Consider the following 18,213-nt stretch of genomic DNA (forward strand, 5'->3'; position numbering starts at 1 on the left):
TCAGGCCAGGCCGGGAAGCCGCTTGAGTTCGGCCAGCAGCAAATCCCAATGCCAGATCTGCTCTGGAATGTACGATGCGCCGCCCGGCCCCGGGCGCAGCATGACTTCGGTTGCCACGCCTTTTGCCATGAGCTCGCGTTGCGCCCACTGCATTACGCGGCGCTGTCCCGTCAGCCAGCTGCGATGTTCAGGCGACAGCAGTGCCAGGGCCTGGGGCAGGCGACAAGCGAGGGTTTGCCGCAGGCGGATGACCGCTGCTTTGTCTGTCCGCTCAAAGGCAGGTTCAAGCACGTAGGCCTGGCCGGCCGCGTCGCGGACGTCATATTTATCCTGCAGATAGTTACTGACATGGTTTCCGCTCACAACGGTCTCGATCTTGCCCGACAGGACGTCAAGCAGGAATGCATTGACGCCGACGTAGCAAAATTCGCTGCGTCCATGCACCACGTATGCCTCGGAATTGGCGCGGATGATCCAGTAGTCGCCGCGTTCGGACAGGACACAACACTGGATCGCGTGCTTCATGTAGTGCGGCGACTGCGGATCGCCTTCGCAGAGCCGCAATATCATTGCTTGTGCAGTGTCAGCGCTGATCATCATTTTCGCTGGCCCCGTGACCATTGCAGATAATGCAGGGCAATCGCGATGCCGCTCATGCCGATGGCCCAGTTCCGCAGTTGCCACAGCGACGGCCCCATTTGAACGGCGTACGGTGACATATATTTATAGAAAAACATCTGCACCAGGTACAGGGCGAATGCAGTGGCCAGGATGCCGGCCCTGGCCAGGCGGCCCGGTGTCTTGCCCACCCACTCCGCGATAAAAATGATCGGCAAGGCAATAAAGAGCAGCTTGTCGCGATGCAGGCTTGCCGGATAGATCTCGGTAATGCCCAATACAATCGCATTCAGGCACCAGTAGGCATAGACGGCAGCGATGATGTACAGGCACGCGCCGATGCGCCGCCGGCCGCCAGGGCTGGGGCGGGGCAGTTTCGCTGATGCAAAGTAGAGCCGGGCATCCTCGCGGTACAGCAGGTAGAGGAAGGCCGCGAACGCCGGTACTGCAAACAGCAGTCGCAGGGCGAGGCTGCCCTGTGCCGGTGATTCGATGGTGATCATCACCCCCATGCTGATCATGCCCGCGATGACGTAGGCCATGCGCGCCCAGCGTTGTGCGCAAAGCAGACCCATGGCAATGAAAAAATTGCCATAGCCACATGCTTCAAGCAACTGCAGCGCACCGGACGCCATGTGGCGGCCAAATAGCAGGAAATAAGTGACCATGCCACCCGCGTTCATGAGTAAAAAATAGGCAGTCACCGTGACGGCTGGGGGACGCGGGCGTCTCGCCTGGCTGCTGTCGGGCGTGGTCGGCGGGAGCGTCTCCGGTCGTGGAGAATCGAATACTTCGGATGTCATGAGGATGTACGCGCTATGAATTTGCTACGGCAGGGCGCGCGGCAGGCGCCCGTGCGGAATGGAATCCCATCCGACGGCCTGCATCGGATGGGGCTGATACAGCGCCGGCTTACTTGGCGAACGCGTCGCTTGCCGGCGTGATCGTCACCGCTTCCGGCTTGATGTTCAGCTTCATTGCGCCGATGACTTTGTCTTCATCGAGCAGCGCCTGCGGCTTGTTGCCGTCGTACTTGATGGGAGAAAACGCGTCGCTGACGAGCTTTTCCTTCAAGCCGGCCGCATCCTTGGCGACAATCACCACGGACAGGTTCTTTGCCGACAGATGCTGTTTGATGGCACGGTTGACATCGGCCACCGTCAGCTTCGACAAGCCGTCGCGCATCAGCTTGGTGAACTCGGGCGTGCCATACCATTGCGAATCGAGCGCGTAACCCAGTTGCTGGTCCTGCGTCGAGGTCATGACGAACACATTTTTCATCAGGTAGTCGCGCGTGGTGGCGAAATCGTCCTGCGTCAAGCCGTTGTCGACCAGCTTGCCCAATTCCGTCAGGGCCACGCGCAAGGCGAAGTGGGCGTTGTCCGGCGCCACGGGGCGTATCCAGATTTCGAACAACTGCGCCTTGCGGCCCAGGTTCGGGTTCGGGAAGAACTGAACCATGCCGCGCGGGAAGGCTTCGATGTACGCGTAATCGCCATAGTTCATGCCGCGAATTTCGCGGATGCGCTGGTACAGGTAGGAATTCGAGGCGCGGTGCTCGCCCAGCCAGGTCTTCGCCAGCCACAGGGCGGGGAAGTCCGGGTGCGTGCGGGTCACGTCGAGCGGCAGGCCGAAGGAAATCGCCGTGGCGCGCGTGTTTTTCTCGATGATTTCCACTTCCAGTCCCTGCGCCTTGCGGCCCGCGGGTTTCGTGGTGGCCGGCAAGCCTGGGCCGGCCGGCAGTTTGCCGAGTGCCTGTGTCAACGAGGCTGTCATGGCGTCGGACACATCGCCGGAAATGCCCACCTTGACGGCACCTTGCGCATACGCGCTCTTCCAGAACTGTTTCACATCGTCGAGCGTGATGGCGTCGATGCCGGCCACCGTGCCCAGCACCGGGTGGCCATACGGCGTACTCGCGTAGACATTGGTTTGCAGGCGCTCCTTGGCGAATTCCTCTTCGTTATTGTCCTTCAGGTCCAGCAACAGCGCGTTCTTTTGCGCATCCTTCAGGCGGCGGAAGTCGTCTTCGCGGAAACCGGGCGAGAGCAGCAGCGGCAGGGCGATGGCGTTGAACTGCGTCCAGTTATCCCTGTGGATGGAGCCCGTGAAAGTCGTCATTTCCTTGTCCGTCTGCTGGGAAAAGCTGCCGGCCAGCGGGAACAGGGCCTGGTTGACCTCGTCGATCTTGCGCTCGGACGAACCACCGGACGCCACCATGGCGGCCGTCAGCGCGGCCAGGCCTTCCTTGCCTTGCGGATCTTGTGCGGAACCGGCCGTAAACAGCAGCTTGTAGCGGATTTGCGGCAGCGCGGATTTTTGCACCAGCACGTCGAACCTGGCGTTCGAGGCGGCGGGCAGCAGGCTGGCCAGCTTCGGCGTGGTGGCGATGGCCGCTGCCATCGGCTGATGCGACAGGGTGGTCACCACCAGGCCCTCGTCCGTCAGGTATTTGCGCGCGGCCGCCTGCAGGTCGGCCGGCGTGAGCGTATCGATCAGACGGTAGTACTGGTTGATGGTGGCGTACGAGCGGTCGAAATGCACGAAGGACGCCAGGGTGCCGGCGATCTGCTCCGTGTTGTCTAGCGAGCGGATCAAGCCGTATTTTTCGGCCGACTTGGCGTCCGCCAGGTCTTTCTCGCTCACTAGCGTGTCGCGCAGCTGCGCCACGGTGGCCAGGATGGCGTCGCGCACGTAGACGGCGTCATCGATGTTTTTCACGCGCGCGCCGAGCACGGCCAGGGTCGGATCGACGCGGTCCGGCGTCATCTCGAACAATTGGTCGACCTTTTGCTCGTTCTGCACCAAACGCTTGTACAGCGGCGAAGTGCGGCCGAACGACAGCGACAGCAACGTTGCCAGCGCGGCCTGGTCCTTGTCTTTCACGGAAAACGCGGGCGCGTGGAAGCCCACGGCTACCCATGGCAGGGTCGGCGTGGGCCAGGCCACGTGCTTGTAGACGGGGCCGCGCGGCGCAGGTTCCACGGGCACGGCCGCCTGCTGCTTGCCACGCTGCCAGCCGCTCCAGTATTTTTCCACCAGCGCGATGGCTTGCTGCGGCTCCACGTCGCCGGCGATGATGATGGTGGTGCGCTCGGGACGGTACCAGCGGTCGAAGAAGAGCTTCGAGTACGCGTACTGGTTCGGCATGTCTTCGATATCCTGGATAAAACCCATCGTCGTGTGTTTGTAGGTATGCGTCGTGTAGGCGCTGTCGCGCATCACTTCAAACAGTTTCGAGACGGGATTGGCGCTGTTCTTGTTGTATTCGCCCAGCACGGCCCGCGATTCCGTCTTGAACGCATCTTCCGCGTAATCGAGGTGCTGGAAGCGGTCTGCCTCCACCTTCAGCACGGTTTCCAGGTCTTGCCTGGCAAACGTGGTGTGGTAATTGGTCAAATCGTCGCTGGTGTACGCGTTCTGGCGCGCGCCGGCGCGGGTGATGACTTCCTGGTATTTCTCGGGCGGATAGGCCTTGGTGCCACGGAACATCATGTGCTCGAAGAAATGCGCGAAACCGGATTTGCCCGGTTCGACTTCATTGCGCGAGCCCGTCTGCACGGGAATCTGCAGCGAGACCAGGTTGGGGAAGCCGGTTGGCACGATGATGATCTTTAATCCATTGGCCAGGGTCTTTTCGGTGGCCTTGAACGGCAGCAAATCGGCCTTGCTGGCAGTGGCGCTGTGAGTGGTAGCCGGTTTGACTGGCGCGGCGGCCAGATTCGACGAGGCCATGGCCGACAGGGCGAGGGCGAAAGCGGGGATGAATGTGGGCAGCAATGCGGGCATGACTCTTGACACGGGGGCTCCTTCTTTTTGGGATGTTATGAAAGTGCAACGCCGCAGCATAGAATATTCATGCCGCCGTGCATAGGGGCAGGATGTGCAACGAGGAATGACGCCTAGAAGTCAGGCTGCAGGATGCGCGTGGTGAGGTGACTGAGAAAATTGCGCCGGGTCGGCAGGAACATGCGGATATACACGATGCCGTGCGCACGGTCATGGTGGTACACGACGCGGATGTCGTGGCACAGGCGCTGCCGCACGTCCAGGCCGAGGTCGCGGGCTTCTTCGATGGGCGCGCCACTGTCGGGATAAGTCTTCAGATCGGCAAAGAGTTGCCGAAAGGCCGGGGTGAAATGCTCGCAGGTCGCTGCCGCATGGCGCGCCTGGAAGTCGCTGTGCAATTCCCTGAAATCGGCTGCGGCGCTTTTCAGTACGACGAGGCGCGTCATCTCAAGCCTGGTCGAGGCTGGCCAGGAAGTCTTCTTCGGACACCACGTCGCCGCGTGCGATTTCCTGGTTGCCCATGGCGATCAGCTTCATGAACGCGTGCTGTTCCTGCATCTGCTGCGCCTGCCGTTTGCCTTCCTGGTACGCGTGCATGGACAGCACGACCATCTTCGCTTCGCCATTTTGCGTGATGATGATGGGCTCGTCCTGGCCCGCGTCAAAGCTGTTGACGATCTCGGTCGTATTGGCCTTGAGGAAGGAAATTGGCTTGATGCGTTCCTTGAGGTTCATGGCGGCTCCGAATGAGTCAAAGTGTGACAGGACCAAATATACACCAAATTTGGTCGTGCTCCCTTGTCGCTTACGTGAGCGTGGTTTCCGGCAGGCTGATGCGGTTGCGGCCCAGGTGCTTGGCGCGGTACATGGCGCAGTCGGCCGTGTGGATCAATTGTCCCAGTTCTGTGCCGGGACCGGGCAGGGCCGTGGCGGCGCCGATGCTGACAGTGACGCAGGCACCGTCGGAGCGCTTGCGCGGCAGTTGCAGCCGCTCCACGCGCTGGCGGATGCGTTCGGCGACGATGGCCGCGCCCTTCAGCGACTGGTTTGGCAGGATGACGGCAAACTCTTCGCCGCCATAGCGGGCCACCATGTCGTTCGTGCGCATTTCGCTGGCGACGGCGCCAGCCACCTTGCGCAGGCACAGGTCGCCGCCCTGGTGGCCGTGGCTGTCGTTGTATTCCTTGAAGTTGTCGACATCGACCATCAGTAGCGACAGGGGCTGGCCCTGCCGCTGGGCGCGCTGCCATTCGGCCAGGATGGTGTCGTCGAAACAGCGCCGGTTCGCCAGGCCCGTCAAGCCATCGCGCGTGGCCAGGCGTTCCAGTTCCACCTGCGCGCGTTTTTCATCGGTCATGTCGCGCAGGGTTTCGACCACGGCGATCAGTTCGTCGCCATTGCCGTAGATGGGGCTGGCATCGACGGCCAGGTAGCGGCGCCGGCCCGTGCGCGGCATGTCGCACCAGTTTTCCGCACACAGATTGCTGCCCGTGCTGCTGCGGTATTGCTGCTGTACCTGCAGCGCGCGCATGTCGCCGCCGCGTCCGGCCAGCAGCAGGTCGGCCAGGGTGGGGCGCTCGTCGTTGTAAAAGCAGCGGCCCGGCTCGTGCGTGCCCAGCACTTCGCTGGCCGGCACGCCCGTCAGCTGCTCGCAGGCGCGGTTCCAGATCATCACCCGCCCATGCGCATCGAGGACAAAGGTGGGCACCACCAGCAACTCCATCATCTTGACGGCGAAACCCTGGGCTTCATCGCAGGGCGATGCGCTGACACGTGCATGGCTATCCGGCATGTATGCATCCTTCCTGGGCGTGAACGGGTGGGGGCGGGCTCCTTGGTCATGATGCAGCGTGGCGTAGCGACGGTGTTGATGTGGAGCAATATTTTCAGCGATGGACCATCGCTTCGTCGTGGCAGCCTGGCAGCGGTAGCGACAGGTGCAAGGTGGTGCCGGCGCCGCTGCGGCTGTCGATGTGCAGCTTGCCTCCTGCGGCCGTCACGCGCTCATGCATGCCGGACAGGCCGCAACCGAGGCGTGGCGGCGAGCCCGACAGCCCGACGCCGTCGTCGCTGATGCGCCATGCCAGGGTGTCGCCCGCTTGCTGCAGGCACAGCTGGACATGCGTGGCGCGCGCATGGCGGGCGATATTGGCCAGCGCTTCCTGCAGCGCGTGGTATAGCAGTGGAGCGTGCGCGCTGCCGGCGGCGGCGTCGAGCCGGTAATCGCAGCTGCAGTCGATGCCCGTGCTGCGCTGGAAGTCCGCCAGCAAGTCGTCGCACGCCGCTTGCAGACCGGCATCGAGGGCGGGCGGGCGCAGGTCGTGGATGACGCGGCGCAGCGCCGCGATACTGAGGTCGACATTGCGCGCCATCCCGGCCAGTTGTCGTGCCAGCTGGGGCGTCGCGCCACGCGTGCCGGCCTGCAGCATGGACATGTCGATTTTCAGGGTCAGCAAATGCTGGCCCAGGTCGTCGTGGATGTCGCGCCCGATGCGCAGGCGTTCCTGCTCGCGTGCCTTGCGCTGCCCGCTGGCCAGGCGCACCTGCTCGGCGTCAGCGCGCAGTTATTCCAGCGTCTGCCGGCGCAACGCCAGCCGGTGCCGGCGCCACAGCAGCAGCGCCATCGCGCCCAACAGGATGTCACATGCCGCCATCAAGGTGGCGGGTGTGTCGTCCGTTAGTATCGGCACGGTGTGCAGGGTAGCGATTGCGCCGGCCGCCAGGCGGGCCAGAATGCTCAGGCGGTACGGCAGGCGTATCCAGCGTTGCAGCATGTCCTTACTCCCTAAATATTTTCCAGTAGGCAATGTTCTTACAGAAAATATAATAACTTTGGTTTATGTATATTGTCTAAACGCAAAAGCTACGCAGTTATGCCTGCCGCTGTGGCTTTCTTGCCTGTTGACACCGTGGCACCAGGTGGCGGCCACGACATTTGCACGGGAAGTGTCGCGGCGGCATATAATAGAGGGTTGTCAATCGGCTTTTTCGGTGACGGCGCTGTGCGCCGGCATCGCTGCGGACGCCTTGCGCGAGAACGCCAGCCAGCTCTTAGGAAACACAGTGACTTATAGCATCAAAGAGATTTTTTACACCCTGCAGGGCGAAGGTGCGCACGCGGGCCGTCCGGCCGTGTTTTGCCGCTTTTCCGGCTGCAACCTGTGGACGGGCCGCGAAAGCGACCGCGCCACGGCCGTGTGCCAGTTCTGCGACACGGACTTCGTCGGCACGGACGGCGAACTGGGCGGCAAGTTCAAGACGCCCCAGGAACTGGCCGCGCTGATCGACAGCCTGTGGCCGGCCAGCTACGCGCCCAGTAAATACGTGGTGTTTACGGGCGGCGAGCCCTTGCTGCAACTGGACACGGCCCTGATAGACGCCATGCACGCGGTGGGCTTTACCATCGCCATCGAAACCAATGGCACCTTGCCCGTGCCGGACGGCGTGGACTGGATCTGCGTCAGCCCGAAAATGGGCTCCACCCTGGTGGTGCACAAAGGCAATGAAATCAAGGTGGTCATTCCCCAGTTCCAGCAAGACCTGGCCGCCTACGAACAACTGGATTTCGAGAACTTCTTCGTGCAGGCGATGGACGGCCCCCTGGCCGCGCACAACATGAAGCTGGCCATCGAGACGTGCAAAAGCAACCCGAAGTGGAAGCTGAGCCTGCAAACCCATAAACTCCTGCAAATACCTTAACAACACCTATGCTGACTATCACACGCAAGCTCGAATTCGACGCGGGCCACCGCATTCCCGACCATAAAAGCCAGTGCCGCAACTTGCACGGCCACCGCTACACGGTGGAAATCACCCTGGTCGGCAAGGTTATCGAAGCGGAAGGCAATTCCGACAATGGCATGATCATGGACTTTTCCGACGTGAAAACCCTGGCCAAGCAGCACCTGGTCGATGTCTGGGACCACGCCTTCCTCGTGTATGAAAAAGACACGGCCGTGCGCGACTTCCTGGCAAGCCTGCCCGACCATAAAACCGTCGTCATCGACCGCATCCCGACCGTGGAAAACCTGGCGCGCATCGCTTTCGAGATATTGAAAGCGGCATTTACCGATCATTTCGGCACGGGCTTGCACCTGCATAAGCTGGTGCTGCATGAAACACCGAATTGCTGGGCAGAAGTCACCGATGACTGAAACGCACGCTAGCGCGCAGGACGCGCGCTACATGCAGCTGGCCCTGGAGCAGGCCCAGCATGCGTGGGACCTGGGCGAGGTGCCCGTCGGCGCCGTCGTCGTCAAGGATGGGGAAGTCATTGCCGTGGGCTACAACCAGCCCATTGGCCGCCACGATCCGACGGCGCACGCGGAAGTGATGGCCTTGCGCGCAGCCGCCGAAAAGCTGGGCAACTACCGCTTGCCAGGCTGCGAACTGTACGTGACCCTGGAACCATGCGTGATGTGCTCGGGCGCCATGCTGCATGCGCGCCTGGCGCGCGTGGTGTACGGCGCGGGGGACCCGAAGACGGGCGCCTGCGGTTCCGTGCTGAACCTGTTCGAGCAGCCAGCCTTGAATCACCAGACGGCCATCGAAGGGGGCGTGCTGGCCGACGAATGCGGCGCCTTCCTCAAGCGCTTCTTTGCCGAGCGCCGCCGCGCGCAGGCGGAAGCGCGCAAGCTGGCCAATCCGCAGGCCTGACACCAGCCCTGACAGGGCGGGGCCGCCATGGTCTTGCCCTGCATGTCATCCCTGCCATCGCTGCCAGCCTTCCCGGCTGGTATTTTTGCAACTGTTGCGAAATAACATCTGTCTAGACTACTTTGCCATTCTCAAATGAGAATGATTCGTGTTACAGTAATGTTTTCGCCAGCAAACTTCCCTTGCGCATCGTTATCGATCCGGGTTCAAGAGCCAGCCTTTACTCTTAGACCGGATCATCATGACTACAGTGCTTCTGCAGCGCTCCGCTGCACCCGTCGTATCCCTCGCGCCACTTCCCGCTCGCCGCCACAATCTGGTATTGCGCGCCGCCTTGCTGGGCCTGTTTGCCGCGCCCCTGCTGCCTGTGTATGCGCAAACCACCGCCGTCAACGCGGGCACGGCCGCCCAGGAACCGGGCAAGTTGCCCGTGTTTCCGGAAATCGTCGTCAATGCCAAACAGGACTATGAGCGCCGCGCCGGCACCAAGACCGTGATCCGCAGTGAAGACCTGGAGCGCCGCGGCGTCACCGAGATGGGCGGCATCGTGCGCTACCAGAGCCTGATCAGCGCGCCGATGGCGGCCTCGGGCGGTGGCGGCGTGTGGGATGGCGCGGGCAATACGGGCTACAACATCCGTGGCCTGGAAGGCAACCGCGTCAGCCTGGATGTCGACGGCATTTCCCTGCCGGATGCGGCGCCCAAGCCGGATGGCACAACCCTCAACGCCTTCGGCACGGGCCGCGATTATTTCGATCCTGAAACTTTCCGCGAAGTGCGCATCGATTCGGGTACGACAGCCGCCAGCGGCGCCAATCCCGGCCTGGGCGGCGGCGTGTCCTTCATCACCAAGTCGCCCGAAGACTATCTGGGCGAAGGGCAAGACCATTATGTGGCCTACAAATACGGCCGCGCCACGGCCGACCGCAGCAATGCGCACACCGTGACAGGGGCTGCCAGGATCGGCGCCACGCTGCAAGGCCTGGCCGTGTACGTGCGCCGCGACGGCGAGCAGATGGATACGCGCGGCAGCACCGCCGCCAATCCCGACGACTGGCATTCGAACGCCTTGCTGTCCAAGCTGGTATGGGCCTTGCCGGGCGAACAAAAGCTGGATTTGACGGTCGACATATTCGAGCGCAAGAACAAGCGCGATCTGCGCAACAAGGTCAGCGCCATGTATCCGGACGGCGTGCAGCAGGATTCCAGCACCAAGCGCACGCGCGTCAGCCTGGGGCATGATGTGGTGCTGAAGGACTTCGCCCTGTTCGACCGCCTGACCTCGAAAGTCTATCTGCAGAATGCGAAAACCGGGGACCAGACGAGTGGGCGCTATGTGTATCGCGGCACTTTCCTGCGCGCCATCGACACCAGCTTCAAGAACGACAGCATCGGCCTGACGTCGGAAGCGTTCAAGCAAGTCAATGCCGATAACGCGCTGGTGTATGGCGTGCAGCTGGAGCAGGGGGAATCGCGCCGTCCCTGGGTGGAGGACCGCACGGTCATCGCCACGGGCGCGCACCAGATCACGCGCAAGAACCGCATGGCCGACATGGATAGCACCAAGCTGGCGCTGTATGTGCGCGACGACTACCGTTTCAATGTGGGCGGCAAGAAGGCGGTCCTGACGCCGGGCTTGCGCGCCGACTACCGCAAGAATGAGCCGAAAAATCTGCAAAACTACGCGATCGGCGTACCGGGCGCGTCCAAGGAAATACGCAAGGACAGCGACACCTACTTCACGCCGAGCCTGAGCCTGTCCGTGGAAGTGCTGCCACAAATGCATGCCTACGCCACGTTCACGCGCGGCACGCGCCTGCCGACGGCGATCGAACGCACGGGCACCTATGATTCCATCAGCTATACGGGCACGGGTAATGGCTACGCCGTGCTGGGTAATGCAAATCTGGGCAAGGAAACCAGCAAGGCGTATGAGCTGGGCTTGAAAGGCGACGTGACCAGGGGCTTGAGCATGCATGCCTCCGTCTACCAGACGGAATACAAGAACATGATCGAGTACGTGGCGCAAGACTTGGACCCGGTGAATTACCCGACCCTCACCCAGGGCTTGTTCCGTCCGGAAAACATCGGCAATGCGCGCACCTGGGGCGCCGAGCTGAGCCTGCGCGCGGAACTGGGCGCCTGGGCGACGGTCATGCAGGGTTATCACGTCGACTTGGCCACGGGCGTGGCCAAAGGGCGCTCCTTCAATACCCTGACGGGCGAAAGCGGCGGCCTGGCCTCGGTGGCGCCGGCCAAGACGGCGCTGACCTTCGGCTACGATCACGCGAATCAACTGTTCGGCCTGGCGCTGACGGCAGTGCATGCCGGTGACAAACAGGCGCCGAACGACTTGCTCATGGGCACGACCGCGCCGCGCTTCAAAGTGCCGTCCCACACCATCTTCGACTTGTCGACCTACTGGAACGTGCACAAGAACGCCAAGATTATCGTCGGCGTGTACAACTTGACGGATCGCAAGTATTGGGATTACGCCGCCTCGCGCAGCCTGGCCGCCGGCACCACGGCCGCCAGCCGCGCCGAGATCGAACGCTACGCCAAGCCTGGCCGCAACGTGGCAGCCAGCCTCAGCGTCAACTTCTAATTTTTACCGGGGAGGGGTGCTTTGAACTGACCCCTCTTTTTTTCCATGTTTGATTGAATGGTCTCTCTATGAAGTTATCCAAACTCGTTCTATCCCTGCTAGGCAGCCTGCTGATTGCAAACGCAATCGCGGCCCCAGCCACCTTGGCGGAACGCTGGTCCACCTTGCGCACGGAACAGCCGAAACTGCAGATCCGCGACGCGGCGCGCGCGCTGGGTGTATCCGAAGCGCAATTGCTGGCCACCAACATCGGCAAGGGCGTCACGCGCCTGCAGGCCGAGGGCAACCAGCCGCGCGAAATCATGCGCGCCGCGCTGGACCTGGGCCTCGTGCAAGCGATCACGCGCAATGAAAATGGCGTCATCGAAACGACGGGCGTGGCCAGCAAATTCAAGCAGGTGGGCGACAAGTCCGAGCAGGCCGACGCCAGGCAGGACCCGGAAACGGAAGCACGCCAGCGCAATATCGCGGGCGGCTACCTGGGCGGATCGATCGACCTGCGCTTCCACTTTGAAAACTGGAAATACGCATTTGCCGTGGAACAAGCAGGCCGCGACGGCAAGCCGACGCGCAGCCTGCAATTTTTTGACGCCAACGGCACGGCCGTGCACAAGATTTATCTTCGCAATGAAGCGGGCGTGGCCATCTACGACAAGCTGGTGGCAAACTTCCGCATGCCCCAGCAAGGCGGGGAATTGAACGTGCTGGCCGTGGCGCCGAAAGCGGCCGAAAAGCCGGACAGCGAGATCGACGTCAAGGAATTCCAGCTGGCCTGGAAAGACATGACGGACGTGCACCAGTTTGCGCAAATCATGCGTGAATTCCATTTGACGCGCGAACAGGCGCTGCGCCTGGCGCCGGCCGGCGTGGTCGAGCGCGTGACGCCCGCAGCGCTGCGCACCTTGCTGGAAAATGCGGCGAAGGACAAGGTTGCCATCATGGTGTTCCTGGGCAATGAAGGCTTGACGCAGATCTACAGCGGCAAGATCGAGAAAACCATGGCCGCCGGCGGCTTCTTCAATGTGCTGGACCCGGACTTCAACCTCCACATCCGCGACACGGCCCTGCGCAGCGGCTGGGTCGTCAAGCGCGGCGGCGTCACCTCGGTCGAATTCTTCGATAACGATGGCACGCAAGTGGTCTCTTTCTTCGGCGTGCGCGAACGCGGCAAACCGCAGCCGCAAAGCTGGGTCGACCTGGCTGATTCCTTGCCTAAGGCCAAGTAAGTTGCTGCACCGTTGCCGCGCGCCGTACCGGCGCGGCAACACTTCAGTTTGACTTCCGCATGAGTCGTGATGGCAAGATCACAATAGTGGTATGCTGATTGCAAGGCCGCAGCGATCGTGCCTGCGTGCTGGTTCCTGGAAAAGAGGCAATCATGGCAACCATCATGGCGAACGGCCTCAACATAGCTTATGAAAGCCACGGCAACCCGGACGATCCGTGTGTGCTGCTGGTCATGGGTCTGGGTATGCAACTGATCGCCTGGCCGGCGGACTTCGTCGAAGGCATCGTCGAGCAAGGTTTTCGGGTTGTGCGTTTCGATAACCGCGACAGCGGCCTGTCGAGCAAGATGGCGCTGGCGGGTAAGCCGTATCTGCCGCTGGCCTACGTGAAGAACCTTGTCGGCTGGCCCCTGAAAACTTCCTACACCCTCGATGACATGGCGGACGATGCGCTGGGCTTGTTGGCGGCCCTGCGCATTGCTCAGGCGCACGTGATCGGCGTATCGATGGGCGGCATGATCGCGCAAGTGATGGCGGCGCGCGCGCCGCAGCAGGTGCTCAGTCTGACCTCCATCATGTCGAGCAGCGGCCGGCGCGGTTTGCCCGGCCCCACGCGGGCGGCGCGCAATGCCTTGTTGCAACGTCCGAAACGCAATGCCAGCCGCGCCGAACTGATGGCGCACATGGCCGCCACCGTGCGCGTCATCGGCAGCCCCGCCTATCCCGTCTCGGAAAAACTGCTGTACCAGCGCATCGAGGCGGCGTTGCAGCGGGGCAGCTGCCCCGAAGGCGTGGCGCGGCAAATGGTGGCGATTGCCGCCTCGGGCGAGCGCACGGCCTTGCTGCCGAGCATCAGCTGCCCGGCATTGGTGATCCATGGCGCAGCCGACCCCCTGATTCCCGTCGCCTGCGGCATCGATACGGCGACGCTGATTCCGGGTGCCCGGCTCGAGGTGATCGAGGGGATGGGGCACGATATGCCGCCCCAGCTGATCGAGCGCCTGCTCGCCTTGATCGATGTGCATCTGCAAGGTAAGATGGCGCCCCAGATGCGCTCCCAGCCAGCTTGAACGTAACTAGGCGCGCGCACCACTTGACTAGCCGGGGCATATTTTGAAGACACCTGAGATTGGCATCGCCATTGTGGCGCCGGGCGGTTGCGCGCCCGATGACGCGGCCGTGGCGCGCGGCATCGCGCGCTTGCAGGCGCAAGGCGCCACCGTCCACAATTACTACGACCCCGAACACACATTCCAGCGCTTCGGCGGCACGGATGCGGGACGCCTGGCACAGCTTGACGCGGCGGCAAACGACCCGGACGTGCAGGTGGTGATCGCCTTGCGCGGCAGCTACGGCATCAGCCGCATCCTGCCCGACATCGACTTCACCGCCATGGCCGCCAGCCGCAAGCTGTTTGTCGGCTACAGCGACTTCACGGCCTTCCACATGGGCTTGCTGGCGAAAACGGGCCGCGCCAGCTTTGCCGGCCCCATGATCTGCGACGATTTCACCCGCGACGAAGCCGAGCAATTTACGCTCGATCAGCTGTGGTCATGCCTGGCCGGCCCCACGCACACGGTCACGGGCGTGTCTGCTTGCAACCCGCAGGTCGACGTGGTGGGGACATTGTGGGGCGGCAACCTGGCCATGCTGGTCCACCTGCTGGGCACGCCGTATTTCCCGCAGATCGATGGCGGCATTTTGTTCCTGGAAGACGTCAACGAACACCCGTACCGGGTCGAGCGCATGTTGCTGCAATTGCTGCATGCGGGCGTGCTCCAACGCCAGCAGGCGATCGTGCTCGGTGACTTTTCCGGCTACAAACTGAGTCCCATGGACAAGGGCTACGATGTTGACGTCATGCTGGCCTACGCGCGCCAGCGCTTGCCTGTACCCGTGCTGACGGGGCTGGAGTTCGGCCACATCCGCCGCCGCGTCACCTTGCCAGTTGGCGGCCACGCGCGGCTGCAATCGGATGCTTCCGGCTTCAGCCTGCAGGTAAGCGACTACCCTACCTTGGCGCGCCCCTGAACGCCCTCAGCGCCGTGAACGCCAAACCCGGCCGTTTGCTGCAACTCGATGTGCTGCGCGGCAGCGCCGTGTTTGGCATCTTGCTGGTGAATATCTGGGGCTTTGCCTGGGGCACGATTTCCTTGCGTTACGGCACCTTGCCGGCACAGCCGCCCGTGCTGGACCAGCTCGTCATTTTCGGCGTGGCAGCGCTGGCGCAGTTCAAGTTCTATCCTATCTTCGCCTTCCTGGTTGGCGCCGGCTTTGCCTTGCAGACGCGTTCCCTGAAACGCCAACTGGGCAGCTGGGAGGCCGCGCAAACCGCTTACCGGCGCCGCCTGCACTGGCTGCTGATATTTGGCTTGCTGCACGGTTTCCTCATCTGGAGCGGCGACGTGCTGACTTCGTATGCCGTCGCCGGCATGCTGATCCTGCCACTGGCAGCCGCGAGGCTGAGTCGCGTGCGCAACCGTGCCTGGCTGGTGGCGGGCGGCTTTTTGCTGTTTATGTGTTTGCTCATTCCCTTGGGGCAGCAGGGCGGCGCACCGGACATCGCGCGCGATCTGCACAGTTTTGCGGAGCGTTACGCCATCTACACGCAGGGCAGCGCCTGGGCCGTGGCCAGGCTGCGCGCCAACGATTTCCTCGTGTCCATGCTGTATGCCATCGTCATGTTGCCGCATATCATAGTGCTGTTCCTGCTGGGCATGTTGTCCGTGCGCTGTGGCTGGCTGACGCAGCCGCAGCGCCACCAGCGCCTGTGGCGCCGCGTGCGTGGAGTGGGACTGGGCGTGGGCTTGCCGTTCAGCCTGCTGGCGGCGGGCGCCATCGCGTGGCAGGTGGCTGATCCCTATCAAACCGTATTCGATACGGCCCTGTTCGAAGTGGGCCTGTTCGCCGGTGGCCCCGTGCTGGCGGCCGGCTATGTGGCCGCGCTGATGCTGGCCAGTCCCTTCATGCTGCGCTGGCTGGGTGCATGGCTGGCGCCCGTGGGACGCATGGCGCTGAGCAATTATCTGCTGCAATCGCTGATCGGCACCTGGCTGCTGCAGGGGGCGGGCCTGGGCTGGGGCGCCAGACTGCGTCCGGCCGAGATGCTGGGGCTTGCCGTAGCGATCATGGCGGGGCAGGTGATACTCAGCCGCTACTGGCTGCACTACTTCCGCCAGGGGCCGATGGAAGCGCTGTGGCGCCGGCTCGCGCGGCTGCCTTAATCCGTTCCCCAGTCAAACGCGGCTTGCGGCGATGCCGGCGGCGGCGCCTTGGCCCTGGCCGTGGGCACCAGCGGATGATCCACGGCATGCCACTCGAACAGTTCCACGTCGAGCATGCAGGTGCGCGCCAGGTGCAGCGCCGCTTCGGGCGATAGCGCGGGTGTCAGCCAGCGGTGCGCGTCTTCCAGGCTGACGGCCACGGGGCGGCGGTCGTGGATGTCGACCATGCCGCCCAGGCTGTCGGCCGTCACCAGCACGAAGCCCGCTTCCTCGCGGTTGTGCTGGTAGGGGCCAAACTGGGCCAGCACCAGCAGGTACAGGCGCGCGCGGTCGCGGCGGTGGATGTGCCACGGCAGCTTGCTGCCCTTTTCACCTGTCCATTCATACCAGCCATCGACGCAGACGGTGCCGCGCCCCGCGCGCAGCAAAGACTTCCAATAGGCGCCGGCGAGTTTTTCCAGGCGCGCATTGATGGCGAGGGGGATTTTTTTCCTGCCGGGGGCTGGCACGGTTTGCGCGGCCCAGGCGGGGCGGTAGCCCCAGAAGACATCGTCAACCCGGTGCACACCTTCCTGGATGTGCAAGATGGGCCGGTACGTGCCGGGCGAGACGTTCAGGTGCGGCTCGGCCTCGCTGTCGAACACCGCGTCGGTCCAGCCGAAGGATGACGCCAGCACGCGCGCCGTGTCGTTTTGATCGAATCGTCCACACATGGCGAAATCATACCCTATCGCCATGGAGCGCGCGGGCTGGCGCGCGCCTGGCGTGGGTGTGGGCCAACGTACAGACTGCGGGTGGCAGGTGGCGCACAGTGGAGGCCAGTCAGTTGGCTAACGCATCTTGCATCGGAGGAAATATGTCTTTTGAAAATCCCACCATTCACAAAGGTTTTACCATCAGCGCCACGGCCAGCCAGCGCCGCGATGGTCGTTGGGTTGGTTCGTATGTCAGCCAGAACCAGGCGTGCGGCGCGTATGCGGACACCTGCGATTACGATGATTGCAGCAATGAAAAAGAGGCACAGCAACTGGCGCTGTCCGTCGGCTGGCGCCTGGCCGATGGCATGCAGGCACGTTAAACTGTGCGCTGCGTCAGCTGGTGCGCCGCAAAGCCACCAGCAGGCCGGCCACAGGGAAGAGCAGGGCGGTGGCCAGGCGTACGGCGCTCAGCGAAGCCGTCTCCACACCCACGACGTGCGGCAGGGCCAGCAGTAACAGTGGAGCGGGCACGGCGATGGCAAAGAAGAACAAGTACCACGAGTAGCCATTCTTTTTGGCCAGCAAGGCAATCAGGGCGCAGCCGATCAGGAAGACCAGCGGTAAATTCACATATTCCATGGTGACGCACTCTTGACAAGGGGAACGCGATTATACCCGCTGTCCGCCAGCGGGGCGCTGGTCGTGGCCTTGCGTAGTCTTAATTGCCGACCAGGTCAGGCGGTTGTGGCGCCTGCTTGCCGCAGGCCGGCGTATCGGCGGGCAGCAGCGCCGTGATGGCACTGCTATAGATGAGTTCCTGGGCGTAGGCCGATGCCTCGATCAATGCCGCATGCACGGACTTGAAGCTGCTGAGCGTTTCAATCAGCACGGGCTTGGCGTACACCTGCTGCGTATCGCCGCGCTTGCTGATCAAGATCATGCCCCGGTAGCGCCCATCCTTCTCCAGCGCCCCCGTCACATGAAATTCATAACCCCTGATCTGGTGTTTTTGTTGTTGATCCATGCTCCCCGCCTCCCAGCCTGATTGTCGTGGCCCAGCCCTTTTTTACGCGTATCGAATGGTCGAGTTTTTGATCTGTATCAATACTGTCAGCCATGGTTCAACTAGCGTCATCACCCAGCGCGAATGGCGCGGATCTGCTGGGCCGTTTCCTCGATCTCCCGGTACGCTTCCTGGATATAGCCATTGATCGGATGCCCATCCATCCACTCGAAATAGGCGCGCTCGTCGTGTCTGATGGCGAAAGGGACGTGGTGGTCGCGTATTGACTCGGCCGTTTCGCGCACCAGTGAGGCAAAAATAAGCTCCAGAGTTTCCATGATGGTCACCTTGCGAGACATGAATGCAGAGCCTTGAATGTAGCACAAAGTGGAGC

Annotated in this window: 21 protein-coding genes; 9 read left to right on the top strand and 12 right to left on the bottom strand. The window is 62.6% G+C overall.

Going from position 1 to position 18,213, the window contains the following annotated elements; translation table 11 throughout:
- From ACQ4WN_RS10060 to ACQ4WN_RS10095, 8 genes are all read right to left on the bottom strand, one after another.
- Positions 1–600, bottom strand: a complete 600-nt coding sequence (locus tag ACQ4WN_RS10060) for a hypothetical protein (RefSeq protein ID WP_436551410.1) — start codon at positions 598–600, stop codon at positions 1–3.
- Complete coding sequence (locus ACQ4WN_RS10065) at positions 597–1,286, bottom strand: hypothetical protein (protein WP_436551411.1); 690 nt, start codon at positions 1,284–1,286, stop codon at positions 597–599. The genes ACQ4WN_RS10060 and ACQ4WN_RS10065 overlap by 4 nt, the downstream gene beginning before the upstream one ends.
- 244 nt (positions 1,287–1,530) lie before the next feature.
- The gene (locus tag ACQ4WN_RS10070) at positions 1,531–4,419 is read right to left on the bottom strand and encodes a M16 family metallopeptidase (RefSeq protein ID WP_436551412.1); all 2,889 of its coding nucleotides are present in this window, start codon (positions 4,417–4,419) and stop codon (positions 1,531–1,533) included.
- Positions 4,420–4,520: 101 nt separating this feature from the next.
- Complete coding sequence (locus tag ACQ4WN_RS10075) at positions 4,521–4,853, bottom strand: type II toxin-antitoxin system RelE/ParE family toxin (protein ID WP_436551413.1); 333 nt, start codon at positions 4,851–4,853, stop codon at positions 4,521–4,523.
- 1 nt (position 4,854) lies between these two features.
- On the bottom strand, positions 4,855–5,142 hold the full coding sequence (locus tag ACQ4WN_RS10080; protein WP_436551414.1) for a type II toxin-antitoxin system prevent-host-death family antitoxin: 288 nt from the start codon (positions 5,140–5,142) through the stop codon (positions 4,855–4,857).
- Between the two features lie 70 nt (positions 5,143–5,212).
- Positions 5,213–6,199, bottom strand: coding sequence for a sensor domain-containing diguanylate cyclase (locus ACQ4WN_RS10085; RefSeq protein ID WP_436551415.1), 987 nt, complete (start codon positions 6,197–6,199; stop codon positions 5,213–5,215).
- A 94-nt stretch (positions 6,200–6,293) separates the two neighbouring features.
- Positions 6,294–6,950, bottom strand: a complete 657-nt coding sequence (locus tag ACQ4WN_RS10090) for a sensor histidine kinase (protein ID WP_436551416.1) — start codon at positions 6,948–6,950, stop codon at positions 6,294–6,296.
- A gap of 21 nt (positions 6,951–6,971) precedes the next feature.
- Positions 6,972–7,181: a hypothetical protein gene (locus tag ACQ4WN_RS10095; protein WP_436551417.1), complete on the bottom strand. Its 210-nt coding sequence runs from the start codon at positions 7,179–7,181 to the stop codon at positions 6,972–6,974.
- A 289-nt stretch (positions 7,182–7,470) separates the two neighbouring features.
- On the opposite strand from ACQ4WN_RS10095, the gene queE reads away from it, so the two are divergent.
- The 8 genes from queE (at position 7,471) to ACQ4WN_RS10135 (ending at position 16,118) form a co-directional block, all read left to right on the top strand.
- Positions 7,471–8,106 (top strand): 7-carboxy-7-deazaguanine synthase, encoded by a 636-nt coding sequence (gene queE / locus ACQ4WN_RS10100; protein ID WP_436551418.1) that lies wholly within the window; start codon positions 7,471–7,473, stop codon positions 8,104–8,106.
- A gap of 8 nt (positions 8,107–8,114) precedes the next feature.
- The gene (queD, locus tag ACQ4WN_RS10105) at positions 8,115–8,561 is read left to right on the top strand and encodes a 6-carboxytetrahydropterin synthase QueD (RefSeq protein WP_035819191.1); all 447 of its coding nucleotides are present in this window, start codon (positions 8,115–8,117) and stop codon (positions 8,559–8,561) included.
- Positions 8,554–9,063, top strand: coding sequence for a tRNA adenosine(34) deaminase TadA (gene tadA, locus ACQ4WN_RS10110; RefSeq protein WP_436551419.1), 510 nt, complete (start codon positions 8,554–8,556; stop codon positions 9,061–9,063). Before queD ends, tadA begins: the two co-directional genes overlap by 8 nt.
- A gap of 241 nt (positions 9,064–9,304) precedes the next feature.
- Positions 9,305–11,668, top strand: a complete 2,364-nt coding sequence (locus tag ACQ4WN_RS10115; protein ID WP_436551420.1) for a TonB-dependent receptor domain-containing protein — start codon at positions 9,305–9,307, stop codon at positions 11,666–11,668.
- A 68-nt stretch (positions 11,669–11,736) separates the two neighbouring features.
- Positions 11,737–12,894, top strand: a complete 1,158-nt coding sequence (locus ACQ4WN_RS10120; protein ID WP_436551421.1) for a hemin-degrading factor — start codon at positions 11,737–11,739, stop codon at positions 12,892–12,894.
- Positions 12,895–13,046: 152 nt separating this feature from the next.
- Entirely contained in the window at positions 13,047–13,964 is a 918-nt protein-coding gene (locus tag ACQ4WN_RS10125; RefSeq protein ID WP_436551422.1) for an alpha/beta fold hydrolase, read from the top strand.
- Between the two features lie 43 nt (positions 13,965–14,007).
- Positions 14,008–14,925, top strand: a complete 918-nt coding sequence (gene ldcA / locus ACQ4WN_RS10130; protein ID WP_436551423.1) for a muramoyltetrapeptide carboxypeptidase — start codon at positions 14,008–14,010, stop codon at positions 14,923–14,925.
- Between the two features lie 14 nt (positions 14,926–14,939).
- Positions 14,940–16,118, top strand: a complete 1,179-nt coding sequence (locus ACQ4WN_RS10135; protein WP_436551424.1) for a DUF418 domain-containing protein — start codon at positions 14,940–14,942, stop codon at positions 16,116–16,118.
- Here ACQ4WN_RS10135 and ACQ4WN_RS10140 read toward each other — a convergent pair.
- The gene (locus ACQ4WN_RS10140; protein WP_436551425.1) at positions 16,115–16,831 is read right to left on the bottom strand and encodes an SOS response-associated peptidase; all 717 of its coding nucleotides are present in this window, start codon (positions 16,829–16,831) and stop codon (positions 16,115–16,117) included. The genes ACQ4WN_RS10135 and ACQ4WN_RS10140 overlap by 4 nt on opposite strands.
- 143 nt (positions 16,832–16,974) lie before the next feature.
- On the opposite strand from ACQ4WN_RS10140, the gene ACQ4WN_RS10145 reads away from it, so the two are divergent.
- Complete coding sequence (locus tag ACQ4WN_RS10145) at positions 16,975–17,196, top strand: hypothetical protein (protein ID WP_436521767.1); 222 nt, start codon at positions 16,975–16,977, stop codon at positions 17,194–17,196.
- Between the two features lie 13 nt (positions 17,197–17,209).
- Here ACQ4WN_RS10145 and ACQ4WN_RS10150 read toward each other — a convergent pair whose 3' ends face one another.
- The 3 genes from ACQ4WN_RS10150 to ACQ4WN_RS10160 form a co-directional block, all read right to left on the bottom strand.
- A complete protein-coding gene (locus tag ACQ4WN_RS10150) occupies positions 17,210–17,455 on the bottom strand; it encodes a hypothetical protein (protein ID WP_436551426.1) in 246 nt (81 codons plus the stop codon).
- 79 nt (positions 17,456–17,534) lie between these two features.
- A complete protein-coding gene (locus ACQ4WN_RS10155) occupies positions 17,535–17,840 on the bottom strand; it encodes a hypothetical protein (RefSeq protein WP_436551427.1) in 306 nt (101 codons plus the stop codon).
- A 110-nt stretch (positions 17,841–17,950) separates the two neighbouring features.
- A complete protein-coding gene (locus ACQ4WN_RS10160) occupies positions 17,951–18,157 on the bottom strand; it encodes a hypothetical protein (protein WP_436551428.1) in 207 nt (68 codons plus the stop codon).
- Positions 18,158–18,213 lie beyond the last annotated feature (56 nt).

This window comes from Janthinobacterium pasteuri, assembly GCF_051380775.1.
In the GTDB taxonomy this organism is placed as follows: domain Bacteria; phylum Pseudomonadota; class Gammaproteobacteria; order Burkholderiales; family Burkholderiaceae_D; genus Janthinobacterium.